This window comes from Dyadobacter sp. CY323, from assembly GCF_021390245.1.
Lineage (GTDB): Bacteria > Bacteroidota > Bacteroidia > Cytophagales > Spirosomataceae > Dyadobacter.
On the sequence record NZ_JAJUXH010000021.1, the window covers coordinates 1 to 20,864 of the forward strand.

Genomic DNA, 20,864 nt, shown 5'->3' on the forward strand with positions numbered 1-20,864 from the left:
AATGCCTGGTTTTTTTTATTTGCCAGCTCGCGCCATCACGGAATAGGAGTTTCCTAAACTCTAGATATGGCCGGGCGGCCGGTGCCGTTCGATTCCCGTCGCGGTCACTGAACCAGGCTAGATGCCTGGTTTTTTCATTTGACAGCTCGGCGCCATCACGGATTAGAAGTTTCCTAAACTCTAGATATGGCCGGGTGGCCGGTGCCGTTCGATTCCCGTCGCGGTCACTGGAACCAGGCTGAATGCCTGGTTTTTTTATTTTGTAACTGTCCATTTCTCACCCTACCCTGCTACTTTTCAAAAATTCCGACGGGGTGATTCCTTCTTTCTTTTTGAAAAATTGGTTGAAGGTGGCTTTGGAGTTGAAGCCGCATTCGAGGGCAATGCCGAGGATGGAGAGATGGCTGTTATTGGGATTGAGGGCTTCTTTTTTGAAGGCTTGCAGCCGGTAATTGTTGATGAATTCGTAAAAATTCATGTCAAATTCGGCATTGATTACCTGCGAAAGTTTGTGTTTGGAGAGGGAAAGCATCGCACTCAGATCTGAAATCGTCAATGCAGGATCGAGGTATGGGCGATCTTTCTGCATTAAATCCTGCAACTTTTCCGCAATCTGACTCGCTGTGTCAGCATCCAGCCCGGTTTTCGAATACTTCGACTGCGGTTCTTCTTTTGATTCCAACTCTTCATTTTCCTGTTTTCCCGGAGAATCTTTTTCCGGAAGTGTGAACTTCACCTTTTCCTGCAACAACTTATAAGCCAGCCAGTAAATGAACAGTACTGCCAGAATAAAATGCTTTGGATAAATGCCGGAAAGATGCTGCCATTCAAACTTTTTGGAATAAAAAGTAAGTAATGAAAAAAGCAGAATGCTCAGAAAGATCCATAGAAACTGCCGTAGCCAGGAGAGGTTAATCCGGATGCTATCCGAGAAGTATTGCGTCAACTTTCGCCTTCCCGAGTAAAAAACGATCAATGCGGCGGAAGTAAATGCGAGATGGAAATAGTTGGTCAAATGATTCATCCAGCCAAAATCAGCTTCCTTTACCTTCGCCTGATCGGAAAGGTAGGCAATCTTAAAATCGGCACCGGAAGCGTAATATGGAGCAAGCAGGAAGAAGTAAATTACGAAAGGCAGAAAATAGAAAGCATGCCGGGTTTTGAATGAGAACTGAACGGAAACCAGACTTTCGGTCAGAAGCAGGATCAATGGCCCGTATAACAATGGAAGCAGCCACGACAGTCTGCTTAAATGCGGATACTGGAGAAACAGATCATCCACATCAATCGCAATCAGCGACAAATGCGCGGTCACAACCAGGATCAAAACCGAGAGAATGCGATTAGGTATCCTGTTAAATTCCTTTTTAACAAGAAGCAGGATCAAAAGCAATCCCTGGATAATGCCGGAAGTGAGAAGCGCTGAAACCAATTTGGCGAAACGTAAACTCAAAAATAGCATTTATTAGGTCTTAACTTATCGGGAAAGACTCGCTAAATGCTAATTCAGAGCAGTTTTGCAGATATTTAAACAATAGCCATGAACTCGAAAATTCTCATCATTTGCCTGTTCGTTCTTTTTTACGAATGTGCGGCGCAGCCTCTGCCACCCGGAAAAATATCCCGGGAAGCAGCTTTGAACGACCTTGTTATTATCCGCAAATCCATCGAAGATGTCCATCCCGGACTCAACCGTTTCGGGCAGGAAGCAGGATTTAAGGTTACGTATGATTCTATTCGTCATGTCATCGAAAGTCAGGATTCGATCGCTCTGGTTGCATTATTCAGAACGGTAAATCCGCTGTTTGTGAAAGTGAAATGCGGGCATTTGAAATTTCTTCCACCGCAAAAGGATTTTCCGTTTTACTACCATCAGGAAAATGTGCTGCCGGTTATCGTCCGGTTTGATGAACAAATGCGGCTGCTGATCGTAAAATCCGTTGATCCGGCATTTGTAGGAGAATACATCGATTCGATAAACGGCCGGAGCATTGCTTCCATTCTCGACATTTTGCGGGCCAATATGTTTGTAGACGGCGACATTATGGCATCGGCAAATGCACAGATCCAGCAGTATTTCAGTGCCTGGTATGCAGACTTTATTCAGGAAAACGGTTCGTTTGAATTGGTTTTGAAGAATTCTTCGGGTATCAATAAGCAGGTTAACATGGCCGGGATAACCACTGAAAACTGGAAAAAACTGAATGTAAGTTTTAAAGATCTTTCAGTCGAAAACACACTCACATTCAAAAGTGATTCGGTGGCGTATCTGCGGATCGCCCATTTTTATTCCACTACGAATAAGGCATTTGTGAAGTTTCTGGATGATTCTTTTAATGCCATCGACAAAAAACCGGTAAAGCATCTGATCATCGATGTGCGGGGAAACGAGGGTGGAAACGACCGGCTGGGTAAGGATTTGTATGCGCGCATTGCCCGAAATGATTTCAAATATTACGATCATATTGAGGTGGCGGCGCGTCGCAAAAAAGACGTCACGTATCGTGAAATGGCCTACATTCCAAGATTCGCGGGGCTGGCTACGTTTTTTATCAAAAAACAAAAAGACGGCAGGTTGCTTTTCAGGAAGCATCAGAATCTTGGAAATCATCGTCCGAAAAAGAATGCGTACAAAGGCGAGGTCAGCTTTCTGGTCGACGGACTGAGCTACTCGGTTACTTCTGAGTTTCTGGCAGTTGCCAAAAATGAATCGCGCGGCAAGTTCATCGGGACGGAAAGTGGCGGCGGTTATTCCGGAGACAACAGCGGCACATTTGTCATTTTCAAACTCCCGGCGTCAAAATTTGACGTGGGATTACCGGTAGCTGCCTACTACTCTGCTGTAAAACCACCTCAAACACCCGCCAGGGGCATTATGCCGGATGTTCAGGTGTTGCCAACTGCATCCGATCTGCTGAATGAGGAGGATACCATACTAAACTTTGCAATGCATTAAACCAGCGGTTCATACTCCATTCAAGCGTACAGCCACGAACATTCCCTGTCCGTTTTCGAACATTACTTATACTAAAAAGCCGCTTTTCTCATCGTAAAGCGGCTTTTTTTGCTTTGGCGCAGTATTTGATATACGGAAATAGATGAAATAAGAATCCAGGCTCAACCTATTGAAAGTACGCCATTATGAGACGAAGTGATTTGGGTGAATTTGAGGAAATTGTTTTGCTGACGGTGGCAGCAACCGCGCCGAAAGCGTATTCCGTGGTGATTGCGGAGGAACTGGAGAAGGAAACTGGTTTTCCGGTCAGTACCGGCGCAGTCCATGCTGCCTTACAGCGGCTGGAACAAAAAGGCTATCTGAGCTCCTACCTGGGCGAGGCTACTCAGGAACGCGGCGGCAGACGTAAGCGCCTTTTTACCATTACTGCATTTGGCGGTAAAATCCTGAATGAGGCCCGGGCGGTACGCGAAAGTTTGTGGAACCGCATTGAGCCTGAAACACTTGCCAAAATTGGTCTTGACTTTTCGTAAATCCGACTCGAATATGAAAAAGAATATACTTCCTCCAAAATGGCTCGACAGACTCGCCACCAAACTATGCGCACCGCATTTACGCGAAGAACTTATCGGCGATCTGCAAGAACGTTATGCCATGCGTTTTGAACGCTCGGGCAGGCAAAAAGCCTTTTTCTTTTACCTGAGAGAAGTTTTTGGCTTGCTCCGCCTTTCCGTCATCAGAAGAAAATCCTCCGGCTATTCGTCTATCCCACTTTTCAGCTCTGAAATGCTTGCTAACTACTTTAAAATCGGCACGCGCGTTCTTTTGAAAAACCGCGGCTATTCCTTTATTCACCTCACCGGTCTGGCAATTGGTTTGTGGGCGTGCATGATCGTGGCGACGGTGGTGATTGATAGTCTGTCGTACGATCGGCAATGGAGCCGCGGAAATGACATTTACCGCATTGTTACGGAGGATCAAAAAGGCAATTCCGGCCCGGAGCGGATGACTGCTTCGCACGAAGGCCTGGCGCAGGAACTCGAGAAACTTTTTCCGGAAGTAGAAACCTGGTCGGCATTCTCATACGCAGAGCGCCATTTCAAGCCCAATGAACTGGATGAATATGGTCTCAAAACAGAGCTTTTGCGAATGGATACCACGGCCTGGAACATGCTAGACATTCACGTGACGTCGGGCAATCCACGACGCTATATTCCTGGTAATCAGAATGTGATTTTATCCAAAAGCTTTGCCGAGCGGTTTGCACCGGGCAAAGACCTGGTTGGAAAATTGATTTACGATATCCCGACCTACCAGGACAAAGCCAATCCTTACCTCGTGACCGGCATTATCGACGATCTTCCGTACAACAGCCATTTGCGCGCCGACGCGATCTTGCTCAATGTAAAAAACGTGGCTCCGTACGCAGTGAATGGCTTTTATTCCTTTGCCCAAAATTATGTAATGCTACACCCGGGAACGGACGTCGCCGCTTTTAGTAAAAAAGCAAATCATTGGTACACAACAATTAACAAGGATAGAGGTAAAATGAGGCTGGAATTGCAGCCATTAAAATACATTTATCTGCATTCCGCGTTTTCCGACGCCCAGAGAATAAAAGGTAATGCGGATGCGATCTACATTTTTTCGGGAATCGCCCTTTTGCTGCTTTTTATCGCCTGCGTCAATTTTATCAATCTCAGTACCGCCAAAGCATTTGCACGCCTGAAAGAAGCCGGCGTCCGCAGGATTCTGAGCGGTTCGCGGTACCAGCTTATTTTACAGCTTTTGACAGAAACACTCATTTTGTTCGGCGCTTCCATCGTTGTCGCCACGACTTTCTACAATTTATCTATCGAATCGGTCGAGGAATTTCTCGGGCATCGGCTGGTACAAACATTCACGACAAACCCGGAAATGGCCCTATATGCGTCGGCAATCGTGTTTCTGACCGCACTTTTCACAGGTCTTTACCCGGCCTGGCTCATTTCAGGTTTTAAACCTTCCAACACACTTCGCGGGATTATCACGGGAACATTCGGCGCGAATAGTCTGCGAAAGAGTCTGGTTGTGGTGCAGTTTTCTATCTCAATCGTGGTACTCCTCGCGACCATTGTGGTTTGGAAACAGCTTGATCTGATGAAAAACAAAGATCTGGGCTATGATAAAAAACACTTGCTGGGTATCGACTATGTTTCTTGGGATGGCAAAGCGGATGCATTCAAAGCCGAAGTTCAGCGCATTCCGGGCGTGGTGCGGACGAGCATTACGCGCTGGCTGCCGTCGCAGGGTGGCGGTTTTATGATGCGGCAGGTCCCGGATCCAGCCGATGCCGAAAAACGCATTAAAGTCTGGTTTGTAGCGGGCGATGTGGACCTTCCGGAAACATTAGGGCTGAAACTTTCGGGCGGCCGGACATTCAGCAAGCAGTATTCTACAGATGCGCTCAATGCCGATTCCTTGCAGCAGGCAGACTTCATGAAATTTGAGCAGGCAGCCATGTCACAAGCTTCCATGCTCACTGAATCGGCTGCTAAAATGCTGAATGTCAAAGATCTGAACAAACAGATCCGTAATGCACACACGATTCCCGTGGGCATCGTGAGCGACTTTTACAATGAATCGCTGTACGAGCCGATCAAACCTACGATCATTCTCGCGCACCGGGCCATGCAGGATGGCGGGATGTTGATCCGCGTGCAACCGGGTACCGAGAAACAGGTTGACGCCGGCATTCACAGGCTCTGGAAACAATTTTATCCCGCCAAATTACTGGAAGTAAATCAGATTGAAGAATTGCTGGACAAACAATATGAAGCTGAAAACCGGCTGCACCAACTGTTTATGTTTTTCAGCGGGTTAACCATGTTCCTGTCGGCATTGGGCATTTTCGGACTGGTAGTACAGGCAGCCGAGCAGCGCTCGAAAGAAGTGGGGATCAGAAAAGTACTTGGCGCGTCGGTGGCGGGGATTGTAGCCTTACTTTCAAAAGATTTTATAAAACTGGTGATCATAGCCATTGTGCTGGCCTCGCCGCTGGCCTGGTTGAGTTTGAACAAATGGCTCGAACATTACCCGTACCGGACTGAAATGAACTGGTGGATATTTGTGATCACTGGTTTAAGCGCGATTTCGATTACCATTCTGACCATTAGTTTTCAGGCTGTCAGAGCGGCGCTGGCCGACCCGGTTAAAAGCCTGAGAAATGAGTAAGTTTTAGAGAAAAGGGGAGTTATGGTGCGGACAACTGACACTTTAATTCCCCATTTTTATTCAGGCTAAAAAATCGAGATTTTTTTAATTAATTAAAAATCAACTCTTTAAATAATACCAAACAACCGATATCGGTTAGCATGGCAATTGCATTGTATAATGTGTTAATAAACAGCAATACAATGCAAATGTTCTCAGGTCAGGGTCGCATCAAATACATTCCTCTTCTCATTTTATTCACACTAGCAATTCTGCAGTCCTGTCGCAAGAATCCCAAGGAAATGACCAATGCGGAACTTGCAACGGAAATTGGCAAGAAAAAGAGTTACGAAAAGTTGCTCGAAATTTCAAAACAGGTTGGAATCAACACCAATAAATTCGCCGTTTCCGGCGACACCGTACCCGTTTTTGCATTACTGGAAGAGATTGGATTTGGGTATAAGCCAAACATCCGTTACACGCAAAAGAAAATCCAGGCTGATACTGCATTAATCCGGGACGCCGCAGAGAGACTTTATGCAGGAGAGCCGGTCGACAAAGTCCTGGAAAAACTGGAACCGGTATTCCCGGTTTATACAAACCTCAAAATCCATTATGCCCGGTTATTGAAAGAAAATAAAAAAGATAGCGCACGATATGTAGCCGATGCATTGAATGCTTACCGTTGGATTCATCGCCAGTCCAAAAACTCACCCAGATTCGTACTCGTGAACATTCGTGGAGCCTATCTGACCGCAATGGATTCGGCGGGGCAAAATGTGCTGTCGATGCGCACCGTGGTTGGAAAGTTAGACACTCCTACCCCGACGATCGATACTTATGCGACCAGCATTGTGACGCACCCCTATTGGAATGTGCCTAAAAGCATCGCCATCAAGGAAATTTTCCCGAAAGCTGCGAGCGATCCTGAATATTTATCGAGAAACCGCATTGAAATTATAGACATCAAAGGTGAGGCGATTGATCCCACAGAACTTGAATGGGGGGATTTGACTGCTGAAAAGTTTCCTTATCGGTTTCGTCAGGAAACGGGGGAAGATAATTCGCTGGGCTTGTTGAAAGTAGAAATCAAAAATCCGCTGGCGATTTATTTGCATGATACTAATGCACGGTATTTGTTTGCAAGTAATCAGCGATGGAGAAGTCACGGTTGTGTGCGGGTTCAAAAGCCAACTGAGCTGGCAAACTATATGGCGGGTATCAAGCTGCTGGACAGCGATTTCATGACTGAACCCGATACTGTCTCGACACCTCCGAAGTGGCACAAGCTCGAAGTGAGGATTCCTGTTTTTCTGCTTTATCTGGGCGCAGACTGCAATGAAAAAGGCGATTTACTTTATTTTCCGGATGTGTACAAAAGAGAAGCGGCCTTGAAAGTCTGATCGTCTGCGAATGGAAAAATACCGGCCAGCAGCGACGATGCCTTTACATATTTTTGGTCCCCTGAATAGATGAATAGTCCGGCACCATCGTACATCATGTTGATCAGCTTTTTGCAATCTGTTGTTGAAACCGCCGGACAGCCCAGGCTTCTGCCTAATCTTCCGGTGTTTTTTATGAACGATTCACTTACATAATCCGCTCCGTGCATGACAATGGCGCGTTCCAGTGCCCGGTCGTTAATGCCCTTTTCAACACCTTCCAACCGAAGTGAAAGCCCGTGTTTTCCCTGGTAAGTACCCAGCGTTTTGTAAAAACCCAAACTGGATTGATACGACGAATTATCGTTGGAAAACCGCTCGGCAAATTCCTGGCCTGAATTTCGACCGTGGGCAACATATGTATTTAACAGAACTTTCCTTTTGATCAGATCGATCACGTACAATCTTTTGTTGCGGGAAGATTGGGTAAAATCGGCGATCGCCATGACCGGGTTATGCAGCTTCATTTTCTGAAACCCGTACCAAGCGTAATAAAATGCTTTTTCAGACAATCCCTGCTTTTTGAGATTAAGCGAATCATAGAGCGAAACCCACTCTGGCTTGGAAATGGAATCCCGTTTCGCAAAACCGGAATTCGCTGTCTTTATCGTTTTTGATTTGGAAAAATCAGAGAAAGGATTGATTTGTTGAACACCAATGGAAACGCTAAGCGCAATAATCACCGCCACAAATACAGACTGAGCCTTCGTCATTTCTTATCGTTTGATTGAAGAATTACTTTTTCCCTGCATTCATAATGGAAACACCACAACTTTCAGGGACGGTAAGTTAACAGAAGGTTTCAAGTTAATGGTTCCGAAAAATTGAAAATTGACCCATAACTTACTGATTAACTGATCATTACATTACGTCACTTTCGTTCAATACCCGCGAGAATGCGCCCGATATCGTTTGCACGGGTCATATAGTTGAGACTTGTGTCCAGATCTTTGTCATCGATGGCTTCTTTGAATTTTTTCAGAAGTTCAATGTAGTCGCCCAATGCTTTTGACACATTGGTTTTATTCTGGTCAAAAATGGGAGCCCACATTTGAGGTGAACTTTTGGCCAAACGCACCGTTGAAGAGAAACCGGTACTGGCCATGTCGAAGATCGCTTTTTCATCCCGTTCTTTATCCAGGACCGTCAGTCCCAAAGCGAACGAACTGATGTGGCTGAGATGGGAAACGTAGGCCAGGTGAAGGTCGTGCTCCACAGGCATCATGTAATGAATTTTCATCCCCACGTCCCGCAGAAAGGTTTCCACCAGTCCCAAAGATTCAGGACTACTTTTTTCCTTATCACATATAATGACGTTTTTACCAACAAGAAGCTCTTTAAATGCAGCTCCCGGGCCCGAATCCTCTGTTCCCGCCATCGGATGTACTGCCACGAACTGATTCCGTTTCGGATGCACATCGGCAAGTCTGCAGACCAGCTCCTTTGTGGAGCCGAGGTCCATGATCGTCCTACCCTCGGGAACGAGATCCAGCATATGGGGCAATAAACTGGTGATCGCATCCACAGGTGTTGCGAGTACATTCAGTTCGGAGATTTGCAGGGCTTCCTCCAGTGAGACAATGTCGTCGACAATGCCTTTTGCCAATGCAATTTTCTGATTGACTGACGATTTGTCAACGCCCACAAATCGGACATTGGGATATTTCTCGCGGAGACCTAATGCAAATGACCCGCCCAACAAACCAACTCCAATGATACTGATTACCATTTCAAAAGGATATAAAAAGATAAAACGGACATTAAGCCTTTATTCTCTCCACAGCTTCCCAGATCCGCTCTTTCGGCATACAAAGGGACAACCGGATATAACGCTGACCTTTCGGCCCGAAAATAAAGCCTGGCGCGATAAACACGTGTTTTTCGACCAAAAGCTGATTTACTAGTGCCTCGGCGGATTCTACGGAATCAGGGAGTTTGCCCCAGAGGAACATACCTTCCTGTTTATGATCCCAGGCACATCCCAAAGTTGTCAAGATAGCCTCTGCGGCATCCAAACGGCCCTGATATACCGCATTTCTTTCTGCGTGCCACTCGTCCGTGTTCATCAAAGCAGCGGCAGCGGCTTCCTGCATCGCCCAGAACATCCCTGAATCCACATTGCTTTTAATGGTCAGCACAGCATTAATATATTCTTTCGCGGCAGAAAGCCAGCCAAGCCGCCAGCCAGCCATGTTATGCGACTTGCTCATCGAATTCAGTTCAATCGCAACTTCTTTGGCGCCTTCAATGGACAACAAGCTAATCGGCGCCTTTTTATTTAAAACCAGGCTATACGGATTGTCGTGGCAAAGCAAAATCCTGTTTCTTTTCGCAAATGCAACCGCTTCCTGAAACAATTCTTTGGTCGCAGGTGCGCCGGTGGGCATGTGCGGGTAGTTCAGCCACATCATTTTGGTATTGGGTGTCACCAGCGACTCCATTGCCTTCCAATCGGGCTGCCAGCCTGCATCCTCGCGTAATGGATACTCCTTCACAACCGCCCCAACCATCTGACTTACTGCGCGATAGGCCGGATAGCCAAGTTCCGGCACCAGTACTTCATCGCCCGGATCAAGGAAAGTCAGGGATATATGCGTAATGCCTTCTTTTGATCCCAAAAGAGGTAAAATTTCAGAAGCGGGATCCAGCTTGACGCCATAGGTATGATCATAGTAAGCTGCAATTGCATTGCGAAATGCCGGTGTGCCGGTATAAGGCTGATAACCGTGCGCCTGCGGTTTCTGAGCGGCAACAGTTAATGCGTCCAACGTTTCTTTTGACGGCATCATATCCGGGTTGCCGATTCCCAGGTTAATCACATCATTTCCGTCTGCAGCAAGCTTGCGCACTTCGGCCAGCTTGACGGAAAAATAGTATTCCGAAGTCTGCTTGGTGCGCTGGGCAGTATCTATAATCATTACTTGGTTTGAATGAGCTTTTGGCGGTTAGCTTTCAGCTGTTGACTATTTTATTGGCATTATGCCGAATCGGGGCGCAATTTACGATAATTTTCCAAGCGGCATTTTGTGAGATTGTTGAATCTTGATTTGGAATTTGCAGGAAGCACCTTCGGAGCTTTTTTATCTGTCAAGGGTTGTTTTTCTAGAAACAGGGGGCACCTCTGGTGCCTGGCATGGAAATAAGCGACCCTCGTCCAGGGGATTGCTTGTGATTGATTTCATAATGTTGTCCGGAAATGAGTGCTAGAAACAGGGGGGCACCTCTGGTGCCTGGCTTCGAAGTGATCGATGTTCTTGTAAGGGAATTGCTTTTGAGATTGAGTTATTAGCATTGCCCGGTTCCGGCGGGACTTCCTGTTTCTAGCAAAAAAACGCTATCTATTTGGAACGGGCTCCGGAGGTGCCTCCTAAACAATCCAAATGACAAACAAAAATCATATAAATTGCGGTATGGACTTTAAACGAATCATTTTCCTTCTTTCAATCGCATTAACAGGCTGCTCCAAGCCATCTGAGAAAATCGTCGTGGCTACTGCGGCCAATGTGCAGTATGTCATGAAAGAAATTCAGGCAGAATTCAAAAAAGAAAGCGGGAAAGAGATATTGATCGTAGTCGGTTCATCGGGCAAACTGACGACACAAATCCGTGAAGGTGCCCCGTTCGATGTCTTCGTTTCCGCAGACACCAAGTACCCCGAAGAAATCTTCGCCAATGGCGGATCTGCTGAGAAACCGAGGGTATACGCCTTGGGAACGCTCGTGTTATGGTCAAAGGATATTCCTGAAACGGAGTTGAATGCAACAATCTTGGATACGGACCGCGTCAAAAGGATCGCCATTCCGAATCCCAGAACTGCTCCCTATGGCGAGGCGGCAATTCAGGTTTTGAAAGCACAAAAGCTTTTTGAAAAAACGGAAAAGAAATTGGTATACGGCGAAAGCATCGCCCAAACTGCCCAGTACATTTCATCCGGTTCCGTCGAAGCTGGTTTTAATGCATTATCGATTGTTCTTTCCGATGAAATGAAGGGAAAAGGCAGTTACGTGATTCTGGATTCGTCATTATATCAACCAATTCAACAAGCCGCCATCTTACTAAACCATAGCGCAGACTCCCCAAAAAAGGTGATCAGCGAGCAGTTTTACCAGTTTTTATATTCAGCCAAAGCAAAAGCGATATTCAGGAAATATGGGTATAAATAATAAAGGTCATTTGTGGTCAAGGTTAGTCATTTGTGGTCATGATGGGTCGATATTGATCGGGATAGTTAGATATTGTTCGAAGTTGTCAAAACATTCACGCGCTCATTCACTCATTCAAAATTAAAATGGACTGGCAACCTCTGTGGCTCACATTCCGTCTGGCAACCATTACCTCGCTCATTTTGCTGGTACTGGCTCTGCCGCTGGCTTACTGGCTTGCTTTTGGGAAGTTTAAAGGACGTGGGATTGTGGAGGCTATTATTGGGATGCCACTTGTTTTACCTCCGTCTGTGATTGGTTTTTACCTGCTGCTTGCATTCAGTCCGTCTTATTTTTTCGGGGCATATATGGAGAAAATACTGGGATTGCGGCTCGTTTTTTCGTTTACCGGCCTGGTGATTGCGTCCATCCTGTACAGTCTCCCATTCATGGTTTACCCGATCCGCGCCGGGTTGCAGTCCCTGCCGGCATCGCTGCGGGAGGCGTCTTATACGTTGGGAAAAAGTGAATGGACCACGTTTTTTAAAGTGTTGCTACCCAATTGCAAACCCGCAATCCTCACCGCGTTTGTGCTCACCTTTGCGCATACTGTCGGCGAATTCGGAGTTGTGCTGATGATCGGCGGCAATATTCCCGGCGTAACCAAAGTTGCCTCCGTGGCGATCTACAACGAGGTGGAAGCATTGAACTATCCGGCCGCAAACCAATATGCGATGGTGCTTTTTGCCGTAACATTCGTTATTTTGCTGATGGTATATTCCGTCAACAACCGCCTGCTTCGTGTCCGACAATCTTCTTGAAATTCAAATCCGGCACTCGCTTGAAACTGCAAATGGAAAGCAGGCGATGGAGATATCACTTGCGCTCGAAGAGAAGAAAATAACGGCATTAACCGGACCCTCAGGTGCCGGAAAAACCACATTATTAAAGCAGATTGCCGGTTTAATGATGCCCGAATCAGGGAAAATCTCATTCAGAAATGTCGTCTGGCTGGATACCGAGCATAAAATCCGGCTGCCCTCCCAGGTTCGGAACATTGGTTTCGTCTTTCAGGATTACGCCTTATTTCCGCACATGACAGTCCGGGAAAACCTGCATTACGCACTTCCGAAAAACGGCGATGAGACCGTAATTGATCAGTTGCTTGAATCGGTTGGCCTTTTGCAGCTGGGCAACCGCAAACCTTACCAGTTATCCGGCGGGCAACAGCAGCGCGTGGCCCTGGCGCGTGCATTGGTCCGAAAACCTGATCTACTTCTTCTGGATGAACCTTTTAATGCATTGGACCATGCAATGCGGTTTCAGTTACAGGATTTACTTTTAAAATTCCAGAGAGAATATCAGTTCTCCGTCATCATGGTTACACACGACATTGGTGAAATGTTCAGAATGTCCGACCAGGTTCTGATCATGGAAAACGGGAAGATCCTGCAATCGGGCAAACCGTCCGACGTGTATCTCAACGAGCAATCCGGCAACGACGGAATACTGATGTACGGTAAAGTCCTCACTTGCAGGCAGGAAGAAGATGTACTGATCATCGACGCATTAATCGACAATAAGATCCGGAAACTGAAATTGCCGATTCATATGCACCAGAAATTGGATATCGGCGCACATTTCACATTGCATTATTCACTTGACTCGCCGGTTTTACAGATTATTAGTAAAGCCTGATGCCGTTTGTGACGTAGGGTAACTTTTACTTTTCAGTGTCTTTTCTGTAAAAATTTATTCAAACTTTCTATGAAGCTGTTTTTCAAAATCTTACAGATTGCCTTTCTGGCAATTCCATTACTCGCCATGCGGCAGGACAAACCTTTACGCGTGATCTTTTTCGGAGACTCCATCACGCAGGCAGGTGTGGGCCCGACGGGCTACATTACCCAAATGGGTGAAATGCTCAAAAGCACGGGTAAGGATAGTCAATTTGAATTAATTGGTGCAGGGATCGGTGGAAATAAGGTCTACGATCTATATCTCAGAATGGAGGACGATGTGCTTTCCAAGAAGCCGGACGTCGTTTTTATTTATGTGGGAATCAATGACGTTTGGCATAAAGCGTCATCGGGAACCGGTACCGATGCAGATAAATATGTCAAGTTTTACGAAGCTTTGATCAAAAAACTGAAAGCACAGAATATCCGCGTAGTCGTTTGTACGCCAACCGTTATCGGGGAAAGAAATGACAATTCAAATGCGCAGGATGGTGACCTGAATCAATATTCAAAACTGATCCGTGAAATCGCGGGCCGCAACGGTTTACAAGTTTGTGACCTGAGAAAATACTTTCAGGATTATTTAGCTCAAAACAACCCGGAAAACAAAGAAAAAGGCGTCTTGACTACGGATCGCGTGCATTTAACAGAAGTCGGCAACAAATTTTTAGCGGAGAAAATGCTGGAAGCTTTACTTCAGAAATAAGTTGTAATTACCTCCATTAATCAACAAAGGCTACCACATTTGGGCAGCCTTTGTTGATTTAATCTCATTCCCAAAGCTTCTCGGGATAATCACCCTGTACATGCAAAGCGGCCAGCGACGCTTGCACAGCCGGTTTATCCTCCGGGTACGTGACACCAAACCAGTTCGCTGAAGTACGAAAAACGCGGCAATCGCCCAGACCGTTTTTGATAATGTGGGTCATCACAGTCGGGATGTAAAATTCCGCTTTCGGAGTATTGATGTTTGCTCTCGAATAGGAATCAAATAATTCTTTTGTGATCGGGAACATAGTTGGTTTGAAACCCCAGAAATTCATAGAAACCGGCGTTTCGGGAGCAAGCTCGGTCTTAACTCCTTCTTCTTCGAAGTAAATGGCCCCGCCCTCCTCAAAAATCTTCGTTCTTTCTACCACCGATTCCAGGTTATGGTCTTCACGCTCCACGCATACTCCGCGCGAGACAGTCCCGTTTTCGGATAACGTGCGTTTCAGCTCATACCCGATCATGGCGTGCTGATTTTCATTCATGTCATTTTGTAAAAACGCAGACATGGTTTGAAATGCATTAAGCCCGTAAAAATCATCCGCATTGATTACTGCAAAAGGCGTATCCGTTTTGTCCCAGGCGCATAATGTCGCGTGACCTGTACCCCAGGGTTTCACTCGTTCAACCGTCCCCAGGTCTTCCGGAACATAAGATTGTACTCCCTGAATTGCAAAATCGAACTCAATTTTACCCGCGAGTTTGGGTGCGAAAATAGCTTCAGCACTATCCTTAATTTCCTGGCGGACGATGAATACAACCTTGCCAAATCCACTGCGAATGGCGTCATATAGTGAATAATCGATGATTGTCTCTCCGTTAGGGCCAAACTGATCGAGTTGTTTGATACCTCCATAACGACTGCCGATGCCGGCAGCTAAAATCAAAAGCGTTGGTTTCATTCCAAATGTTTTAAACAGCTAGGCTGCCGTGTGTAAAATCTGCGCTGGCAAAATAAATCCTTTCGATACGATAAAAAAAACGCGCCCAAAAAATCGGAGCGCGTTTGCAAAAATAAAATATCTTAAAATTCAATTAAACCGCGAAGCTTTCGCCGCACCCGCAGGTACGGGTCGCATTCGGGTTAATGAACTGAAATCCTTTCCCATTCAACCCGTCTGAAAAATCAAGCGTGGTTCCCGCTAGATACAGAAGGCTTTTTTTGTCAACGATGATCTTCACGCCTTTATCTTCAAAAACCATATCATTTGGTTTTGAATCGGAATTGAACTCAAGATTATAAGTCAATCCGGAGCAACCTCCACCCAAAACCCCGACGCGAATTTGGTAATCATCCACAAATCCGTCGGCATGACGAAGTTCAACAATCTTGTTTTTGGCAGTATCACTAACAGTAACCATGTTGTTTTAATTTGTATTCAAAACATTTAACACCTGCAAACCGCCCGAAAGTTCACTTTTTTTGTAAAACTGAACCTTACCGGTGCTATAAAATGATCGCCCCATTTTTATTGATGGGAGAAATATGTAGTCCGGATTCTATTCCAGCGGCAGCAAATTGCCTTTGCATTGCTTCCCCGGCTTTCGTCGCGTTTCCGATGCCTCTGGACAATGCAAACATGGAAGGCCCGGCCCCTGAAATGCTGCAGCCGAGTGCCCCATTGTCGATCGCCGCCTTTTTTACTTCCTTAAATTCCGGAATCAGGATCGAGCGAACCGGCTCAATGATTACATCTACCATGGATCTGCTGATAAGATCATAGTCTGACTTCATTAATCCGGCAACAAGCCCGGCGACGTTGCCCATTTGGGCAATCGTATTTTTAAGAGATACTTCGTTTCTCAATATGAAGCGTGCATCTTTTGTATTAATCTCAATATCAGGATGTACCAATGTACAGTACAGATCGTCGGGAACCGGAATCGTGAAAATATCCAGCGGATTGTAACTTCTGATCACCACAAAACCGCCCAAAAGCGACGGTCCAACGTTATCCGCATGTGCCGAACCAGAGGCAATACGTTCCCCTTCCATTGCAAATGGCAGCAATTCCTGGCGTGTCAGCGGATTACCCAGTAATTCGTTGATCGCCACCACTCCGGCCACTGCGCTGGCTGCACTTGAACCCATTCCACTTCCCAGCGGCATATTTTTATGCAAAACCACTTCGCATCCAAAATCCGTAATGTCCAAATGTTTCAGTAAATGAAGCATCACGACGGTTACCGCATTCTTTTCTGCGGCGCGGGGCAAACGACCTTCGTCGCCGATAATGTCTGTAATGATGATACCGGGCTCGTCCCGTTTCCGCAGTTCCACCACATCCCCCGGCTCGCCAATCGCGAAACCGAAAATATCAAACCCACAAGACACATTAGCCACCGTAGCCGGCGCAAAAGCTTTAACTGAATTCACTGTAAATGGTTATTTTCTTTTAAGTACTGGATTGTGGCATTGACAAAACGTTCGGCATCTTCCACCGATTCTCTGGCATCTTCCGTTAGGACTTCGTCATAATCATAGTCGCTGAACTGCCTTTTTTCAAATGCTCTTTGCAGCATAACATTAAGTTCTAAATCCAGAATCCCTGATTTAATAAACAACTCACGAAATTTGGTATGTGATCCTACGTGTGTTTTGGATTGCACATTTGAAATAAAAAGCAATGCCTGGATACAGTGAAACATCGCGTAATAGGCGCGGTTGACACATCCTTCGTTGTGACCTTCTTCAAAAGACATTTGGCTGACTTCAAGGCAGTCCACAACTTTTCGAATGATTTTTTCAAGAGTAACTTCGCTCATACTACAATGCCTTCTTTAATAACATTAGAGCTTAGGAGCGCTTTACCAGGAAGGAGTTTGTGTGTAGTGAAAGGAATCGCAGAAATCCATAAATCATATTTTAATCCAAGAGCACTTGTGATTGGGGAAAGAGCACTTATCTCCGCAAAAGTCCTGATCTCCTCATCATTCAAAACCACCAGATAATCAACGTCAGACTCCTCATGCTGTTCTCCGCGGGCGTAGGAACCAAATAAGATCACTTTGTTAAGCCGGCTGCCATATAGTTGGCTCACCTTGCTCACAAATTCTTCGGTCAACGCGGATATTGCTTGTGGAATTTTCCTTTTGCTCATGGCTCAAAGAGGTTGTATAATATCTGCAATTTAAAATCTTCTATCCCAAATAGCTACTGATACTCATAATGTCGGCAAATACCCCCGATGCAGTTACCTCGGCCCCCGCGCCCGGACCTTTGATCACCAGTGGCCGGTCTTTATATCTCTCAGTCGTGAACGATACAATGTTATCGCTGCCCGACAAGGTATAAAAAGGATGCTGCGAATCGACGGTTTTTAATTCGATACTTGCTTTTCCGTCTTCCAGCGTGGCAATGTATCTCAGCTTTTCCCCATTTGCTTCTGCATTGGCCTGATTGTCTGCGAAATACTGGTTTGAAATTTCCAGCTCCCGGAAGAATGCATCGACAGTAGGTGCATTCAAACAATTGCCAGGCAAGATCTGCGAAATCTTGATCTCCTCCGGTTCCAGCGGTACTCCTACTTCACGCGCCAGGATCAAAATTTTACGCCCGACATCCGCCCCGCTCAGGTCATCACGAGGATCCGGTTCCGTGAAACCTTTTGCTTTTGCCTCTCTGACGATATCTACAAACCGGTTTTCCGAATTGAAATTGTTGAATATATAGGATAAAGTACCCGAAAGGATCGCCTCGATTTTCAGGAATTTGTCACCGCTCGCCATTAAACCCTGGATCGTATTGATAATGGGCAGGCCTGCACCGACATTGGTTTCGTATAAAAACTTCACTCCCCGCTGTAATGCAGTCCGTTGCAAAGAAAGGTACTCCGAATAAGAGCCTGAATTGGCTACTTTATTCGGCGTTACGACGGAAATGCTGGCGTCGAGAAGCATGTGATAATACTGAACAATATCCTTCTCCGAAGTACAATCCACAAAAACGCTGTTCGGCAAATTGAGCTCGATAATGCGCTGCACAAAAGCAGGCAGGCTCGTTTTAACGCCTTCATCCATCACGCGGTCACGCCACTTTTCGGGTTCAATGCCGTCGGGATCAAGCAGCATTTTTTTCGTATTAGTCAGCCCGGCGATATTCAGGTTCAAAAGCTTTTCCTCCCGCAGGAATTTTGTCTGGTTTCTGATCTGTTCCAACAAGGTACCTCCGATCAATCCCACACCCACGATAAACAGATTGAGCGAGCGAGTTTCGGAAAGGAAAAAGACACCGTGAATCGCATTCAATGCTTTTGACAGATCACTTTTAGCAATCACAACCGAGATATTCAGCTCCGAAGATCCTTGCGCCGTAGCAACGACATTGATACCATTTTTACCCAAAACCGAAAAAAGTTTGCCCGAAACTCCGGTGCTTTTTTTCATTCCTTCACCGACAATGGCGATAATGGAAAGGTTTTTTTCAATGGAAATACTGTCGATATGACCTAAACTGATCTCCGTCGCAAATTCCCTTTCCAGCACTTCGCTCGCCCGTTGCGCATTTTTAGGATCGATCGAAAAACAAATGGAATGCTCGGAAGAAGCCTGCGAGATCAGGATCACGCTGATCGCATGATTGGAAAGTGCAGTAAATAACCGGCCCGAGATCCCGGCAACCCCGATCATCCCGCTACCCTGAATGTTCACCAATGCAATCTCGTCAATCGACGATATCCCTGTGATCGCGTACTCCTTACCATTAGCGGATTTTTGGACATAAGTACCTTCAAAATCCACATTAAACGTATTGAGCACTTTTAATGTAATATTTTTGGCAAAAGCAGGTTGGAGGCTCGGCGGATAAATCACTTTTGCGCCAAAATGAGACAATTCCATTGCCTCCGCATACGATATGGATGGAATTGTAAATGCATTGGCCACTTTCCTCGGATCGGCCGTCATCATTCCGTCCACATCCGTCCATATCTCAATCGAATCAGCGTCCAAGGCAGCTGCGAGAATGGAAGCCGTATAATCAGAACCTCCCCGGCCAAGTGTCGTAGTCACACCTTCGGCGGTAGAAGCTATAAAGCCGGTTACGCATTGTAATGCGGCCGTTTTTGCAAAAAATTCTAAAATCTGTTGATTAGTGATCTCAAAGTTTACATCGCCCATTCCATAAGTTGCATTGGTATGGATGATCTGGCGGGCATCGCAGAATTCAGCGTTCACGCCTTTGCTTTTCAATATTTCGGTGATCACCATGGTGGATAGCCGCTCACCAAAGCTCATGATCAGGTCCAAAGTCCGCTCGGATAACTCTTTTATCCACGAAACACCGCGAAGAATATCTTCCAGTTCATTAAAAAGGCCCCTCACGCCAGCAAACGTACTGCTCTGGTTTTTTACGGGTATCAAACCGCGTACCACGGCGAAATGGCGTTCTTCAACTCCTTTTAGAAAATCGATATACTCAGGATTTCCGGCAGAAGCCATTTTACCGATCTCGATCAGGCGGTTGGTAACCCCGCCCATGGCTGAAAATACGACTGCAAACCGCTCCCCTTTTGCAAGGTTTTCTTCAAGGATTTTGATTACCGTTTTAATGCTGTCAACCGAACCGACAGAAGTGCCGCCAAATTTAAGAACCTTCATTATAAAGCTATATTCGAATATGCAGTGGATAAATGTCAAAACGCGGGTTCTGACCGGGTGCAAATATAACAATTCCGGGGGAAGGCTTGCTGTGACGAGACACCCTTTACTCGGGCCAGGTTGCGAAATAGTTTACAGACCTGGTATAAAAGAAAAAACCGGCCGGATGTGCGGCATCCGGCCGGTTTTTCCAAAGTTTAATGGTAATTAAAATGCCAATCCTAATCCTGCACCCACATTTACAACGCCGATAAAGCGCTTGGCACTCACGGGTTCCGAAAAATCCAGCGTTCCTCTGACTACCTTAATGGTAACATCTTTAATCTCAGCCTCGGCACCAATTACATCTCCACCCAGCTGAAAATACAACGCTCCTGCCAGCGGGACACGCAAACTAAGGCCTCCCGCAAGCCCGAATGCACTGGTAGAAGCCGGCTGTAAATCCACTGTAATGGGATCCCCGCCCGTCTCAGCCGTTCCGAGTAATTTGACGGAAGGTGAGTCAGCCCAGACTTTACCTCCCTGCGCGTGCAGTTCGATTTGTGTACGTCCAAAGTTGATATACAATGCCGGGCCGACCATCAATGCATTCAATTTCCAGCGAGAAACATTACTTTGCCAGTTGAACCTTTCACCTAAAACTTCTGCATATGAATTCGCTTTATCTATGATTGGCTGCGAGTTCGTTTTATTATGGTTCATACTGCCCGAGGCGCGCAGGCCGATCCATCGGGCGATGCGGACATCAAAGTTGGCCTGTCCGTAATACCCTGAACTGGTCAAGCCTGCAAATGGGTCATCGAGTTTTTCACGCGCAAGCTCGCCTACCGGCAAACTGTACCCACCTGTTACTGAGAAAAATGCCCGTGTATTTTGTGCATTTGCACGCACGTGTGCGAATAGAGAAAGTGTCAGAAAAAAGAGGCAATTGTTGAGAGTAATCTTCATGAAAAATGGCTTTGATTTGATGCAGAAACGCCGTTTGGAACCGAATTCCAATTAAGCTAACATCAAACATACTTGTTTT

The 20,864-nt window shown here is 46.1% G+C and carries 19 protein-coding genes; 8 read left to right on the top strand and 11 right to left on the bottom strand.

Going from position 1 to position 20,864, the window contains the following annotated elements; genetic code table 11:
- Positions 1–277 precede the first annotated feature (277 nt).
- The gene (locus LZG72_RS24010; RefSeq protein WP_233877678.1) at positions 278–1,453 is read right to left on the bottom strand and encodes an AraC family transcriptional regulator; all 1,176 of its coding nucleotides are present in this window, start codon (positions 1,451–1,453) and stop codon (positions 278–280) included.
- A gap of 87 nt (positions 1,454–1,540) precedes the next feature.
- On the opposite strand from LZG72_RS24010, the gene LZG72_RS24015 reads away from it, so the two are divergent.
- The 4 genes from LZG72_RS24015 to LZG72_RS24030 all read left to right on the top strand — a co-directional run bounded on the left by LZG72_RS24015 (position 1,541) and on the right by LZG72_RS24030 (position 7,551).
- Entirely contained in the window at positions 1,541–2,956 is a 1,416-nt protein-coding gene (locus tag LZG72_RS24015; RefSeq protein ID WP_233877679.1) for a S41 family peptidase, read from the top strand.
- Between the two features lie 185 nt (positions 2,957–3,141).
- Complete coding sequence (locus tag LZG72_RS24020) at positions 3,142–3,489, top strand: PadR family transcriptional regulator (protein ID WP_233877680.1); 348 nt, start codon at positions 3,142–3,144, stop codon at positions 3,487–3,489.
- 13 nt (positions 3,490–3,502) lie between these two features.
- Positions 3,503–6,169: a permease prefix domain 2-containing transporter gene (locus LZG72_RS24025; protein ID WP_233877681.1), complete on the top strand. Its 2,667-nt coding sequence runs from the start codon at positions 3,503–3,505 to the stop codon at positions 6,167–6,169.
- Between the two features lie 182 nt (positions 6,170–6,351).
- A complete protein-coding gene (locus LZG72_RS24030) occupies positions 6,352–7,551 on the top strand; it encodes a L,D-transpeptidase family protein (RefSeq protein ID WP_233877682.1) in 1,200 nt (399 codons plus the stop codon).
- On the opposite strand, the gene LZG72_RS24035 is transcribed toward LZG72_RS24030, so the two are convergent.
- The 3 genes from LZG72_RS24035 to LZG72_RS24045 all read right to left on the bottom strand — a co-directional run bounded on the left by LZG72_RS24035 (position 7,506) and on the right by LZG72_RS24045 (position 10,508).
- Complete coding sequence (locus LZG72_RS24035) at positions 7,506–8,303, bottom strand: murein L,D-transpeptidase catalytic domain family protein (RefSeq protein ID WP_233877683.1); 798 nt, start codon at positions 8,301–8,303, stop codon at positions 7,506–7,508. The two genes, LZG72_RS24030 and LZG72_RS24035, sit on opposite strands and share 46 nt — an antisense overlap.
- A 158-nt stretch (positions 8,304–8,461) precedes the next feature.
- Positions 8,462–9,319 (bottom strand): prephenate dehydrogenase, encoded by an 858-nt coding sequence (locus LZG72_RS24040; protein WP_233877684.1) that lies wholly within the window; start codon positions 9,317–9,319, stop codon positions 8,462–8,464.
- Between the two features lie 31 nt (positions 9,320–9,350).
- On the bottom strand, positions 9,351–10,508 hold the full coding sequence (locus LZG72_RS24045; protein WP_233877685.1) for a pyridoxal phosphate-dependent aminotransferase: 1,158 nt from the start codon (positions 10,506–10,508) through the stop codon (positions 9,351–9,353).
- A gap of 492 nt (positions 10,509–11,000) precedes the next feature.
- On the opposite strand from LZG72_RS24045, the gene modA reads away from it, so the two are divergent.
- From modA to LZG72_RS24065, 4 genes are all read left to right on the top strand, one after another.
- Positions 11,001–11,753 (top strand): molybdate ABC transporter substrate-binding protein, encoded by a 753-nt coding sequence (gene modA / locus LZG72_RS24050; protein WP_233877686.1) that lies wholly within the window; start codon positions 11,001–11,003, stop codon positions 11,751–11,753.
- Between the two features lie 125 nt (positions 11,754–11,878).
- Positions 11,879–12,553 (top strand): molybdate ABC transporter permease subunit, encoded by a 675-nt coding sequence (gene modB / locus LZG72_RS24055; protein ID WP_233877687.1) that lies wholly within the window; start codon positions 11,879–11,881, stop codon positions 12,551–12,553.
- Positions 12,534–13,430 carry a sulfate/molybdate ABC transporter ATP-binding protein gene (locus tag LZG72_RS24060; RefSeq protein ID WP_233877688.1) on the top strand — a complete coding sequence of 299 codons (897 nt, stop codon included), beginning with the start codon at positions 12,534–12,536 and terminating at the stop codon, positions 13,428–13,430. The genes modB and LZG72_RS24060 overlap by 20 nt, the downstream gene beginning before the upstream one ends.
- 69 nt (positions 13,431–13,499) lie before the next feature.
- A complete protein-coding gene (locus LZG72_RS24065) occupies positions 13,500–14,177 on the top strand; it encodes an SGNH/GDSL hydrolase family protein (protein ID WP_233877689.1) in 678 nt (225 codons plus the stop codon).
- A gap of 64 nt (positions 14,178–14,241) precedes the next feature.
- On the opposite strand, the gene LZG72_RS24070 is transcribed toward LZG72_RS24065, so the two are convergent.
- From LZG72_RS24070 to LZG72_RS24100, 7 genes are all read right to left on the bottom strand, one after another.
- On the bottom strand, positions 14,242–15,141 hold the full coding sequence (locus LZG72_RS24070; RefSeq protein WP_233877690.1) for a sugar phosphate nucleotidyltransferase: 900 nt from the start codon (positions 15,139–15,141) through the stop codon (positions 14,242–14,244).
- 133 nt (positions 15,142–15,274) lie between these two features.
- Positions 15,275–15,601 (bottom strand): iron-sulfur cluster assembly accessory protein, encoded by a 327-nt coding sequence (locus tag LZG72_RS24075; RefSeq protein ID WP_233877691.1) that lies wholly within the window; start codon positions 15,599–15,601, stop codon positions 15,275–15,277.
- 85 nt (positions 15,602–15,686) lie between these two features.
- Positions 15,687–16,616, bottom strand: coding sequence for a homoserine kinase (locus tag LZG72_RS24080; RefSeq protein ID WP_233877692.1), 930 nt, complete (start codon positions 16,614–16,616; stop codon positions 15,687–15,689).
- Positions 16,613–17,005, bottom strand: coding sequence for a HEPN domain-containing protein (locus tag LZG72_RS24085; protein WP_233877693.1), 393 nt, complete (start codon positions 17,003–17,005; stop codon positions 16,613–16,615). The genes LZG72_RS24080 and LZG72_RS24085 overlap by 4 nt, the downstream gene beginning before the upstream one ends.
- Positions 17,002–17,340, bottom strand: coding sequence for a nucleotidyltransferase domain-containing protein (locus tag LZG72_RS24090; protein ID WP_233877694.1), 339 nt, complete (start codon positions 17,338–17,340; stop codon positions 17,002–17,004). Before LZG72_RS24090 ends, LZG72_RS24085 begins: the two co-directional genes overlap by 4 nt.
- Positions 17,341–17,380: 40 nt before the next feature.
- The gene (thrA, locus tag LZG72_RS24095; RefSeq protein ID WP_233877695.1) at positions 17,381–19,837 is read right to left on the bottom strand and encodes a bifunctional aspartate kinase/homoserine dehydrogenase I; all 2,457 of its coding nucleotides are present in this window, start codon (positions 19,835–19,837) and stop codon (positions 17,381–17,383) included.
- Between the two features lie 207 nt (positions 19,838–20,044).
- A complete protein-coding gene (locus LZG72_RS24100) occupies positions 20,045–20,785 on the bottom strand; it encodes a hypothetical protein (RefSeq protein ID WP_233877696.1) in 741 nt (246 codons plus the stop codon).
- Positions 20,786–20,864 lie beyond the last annotated feature (79 nt).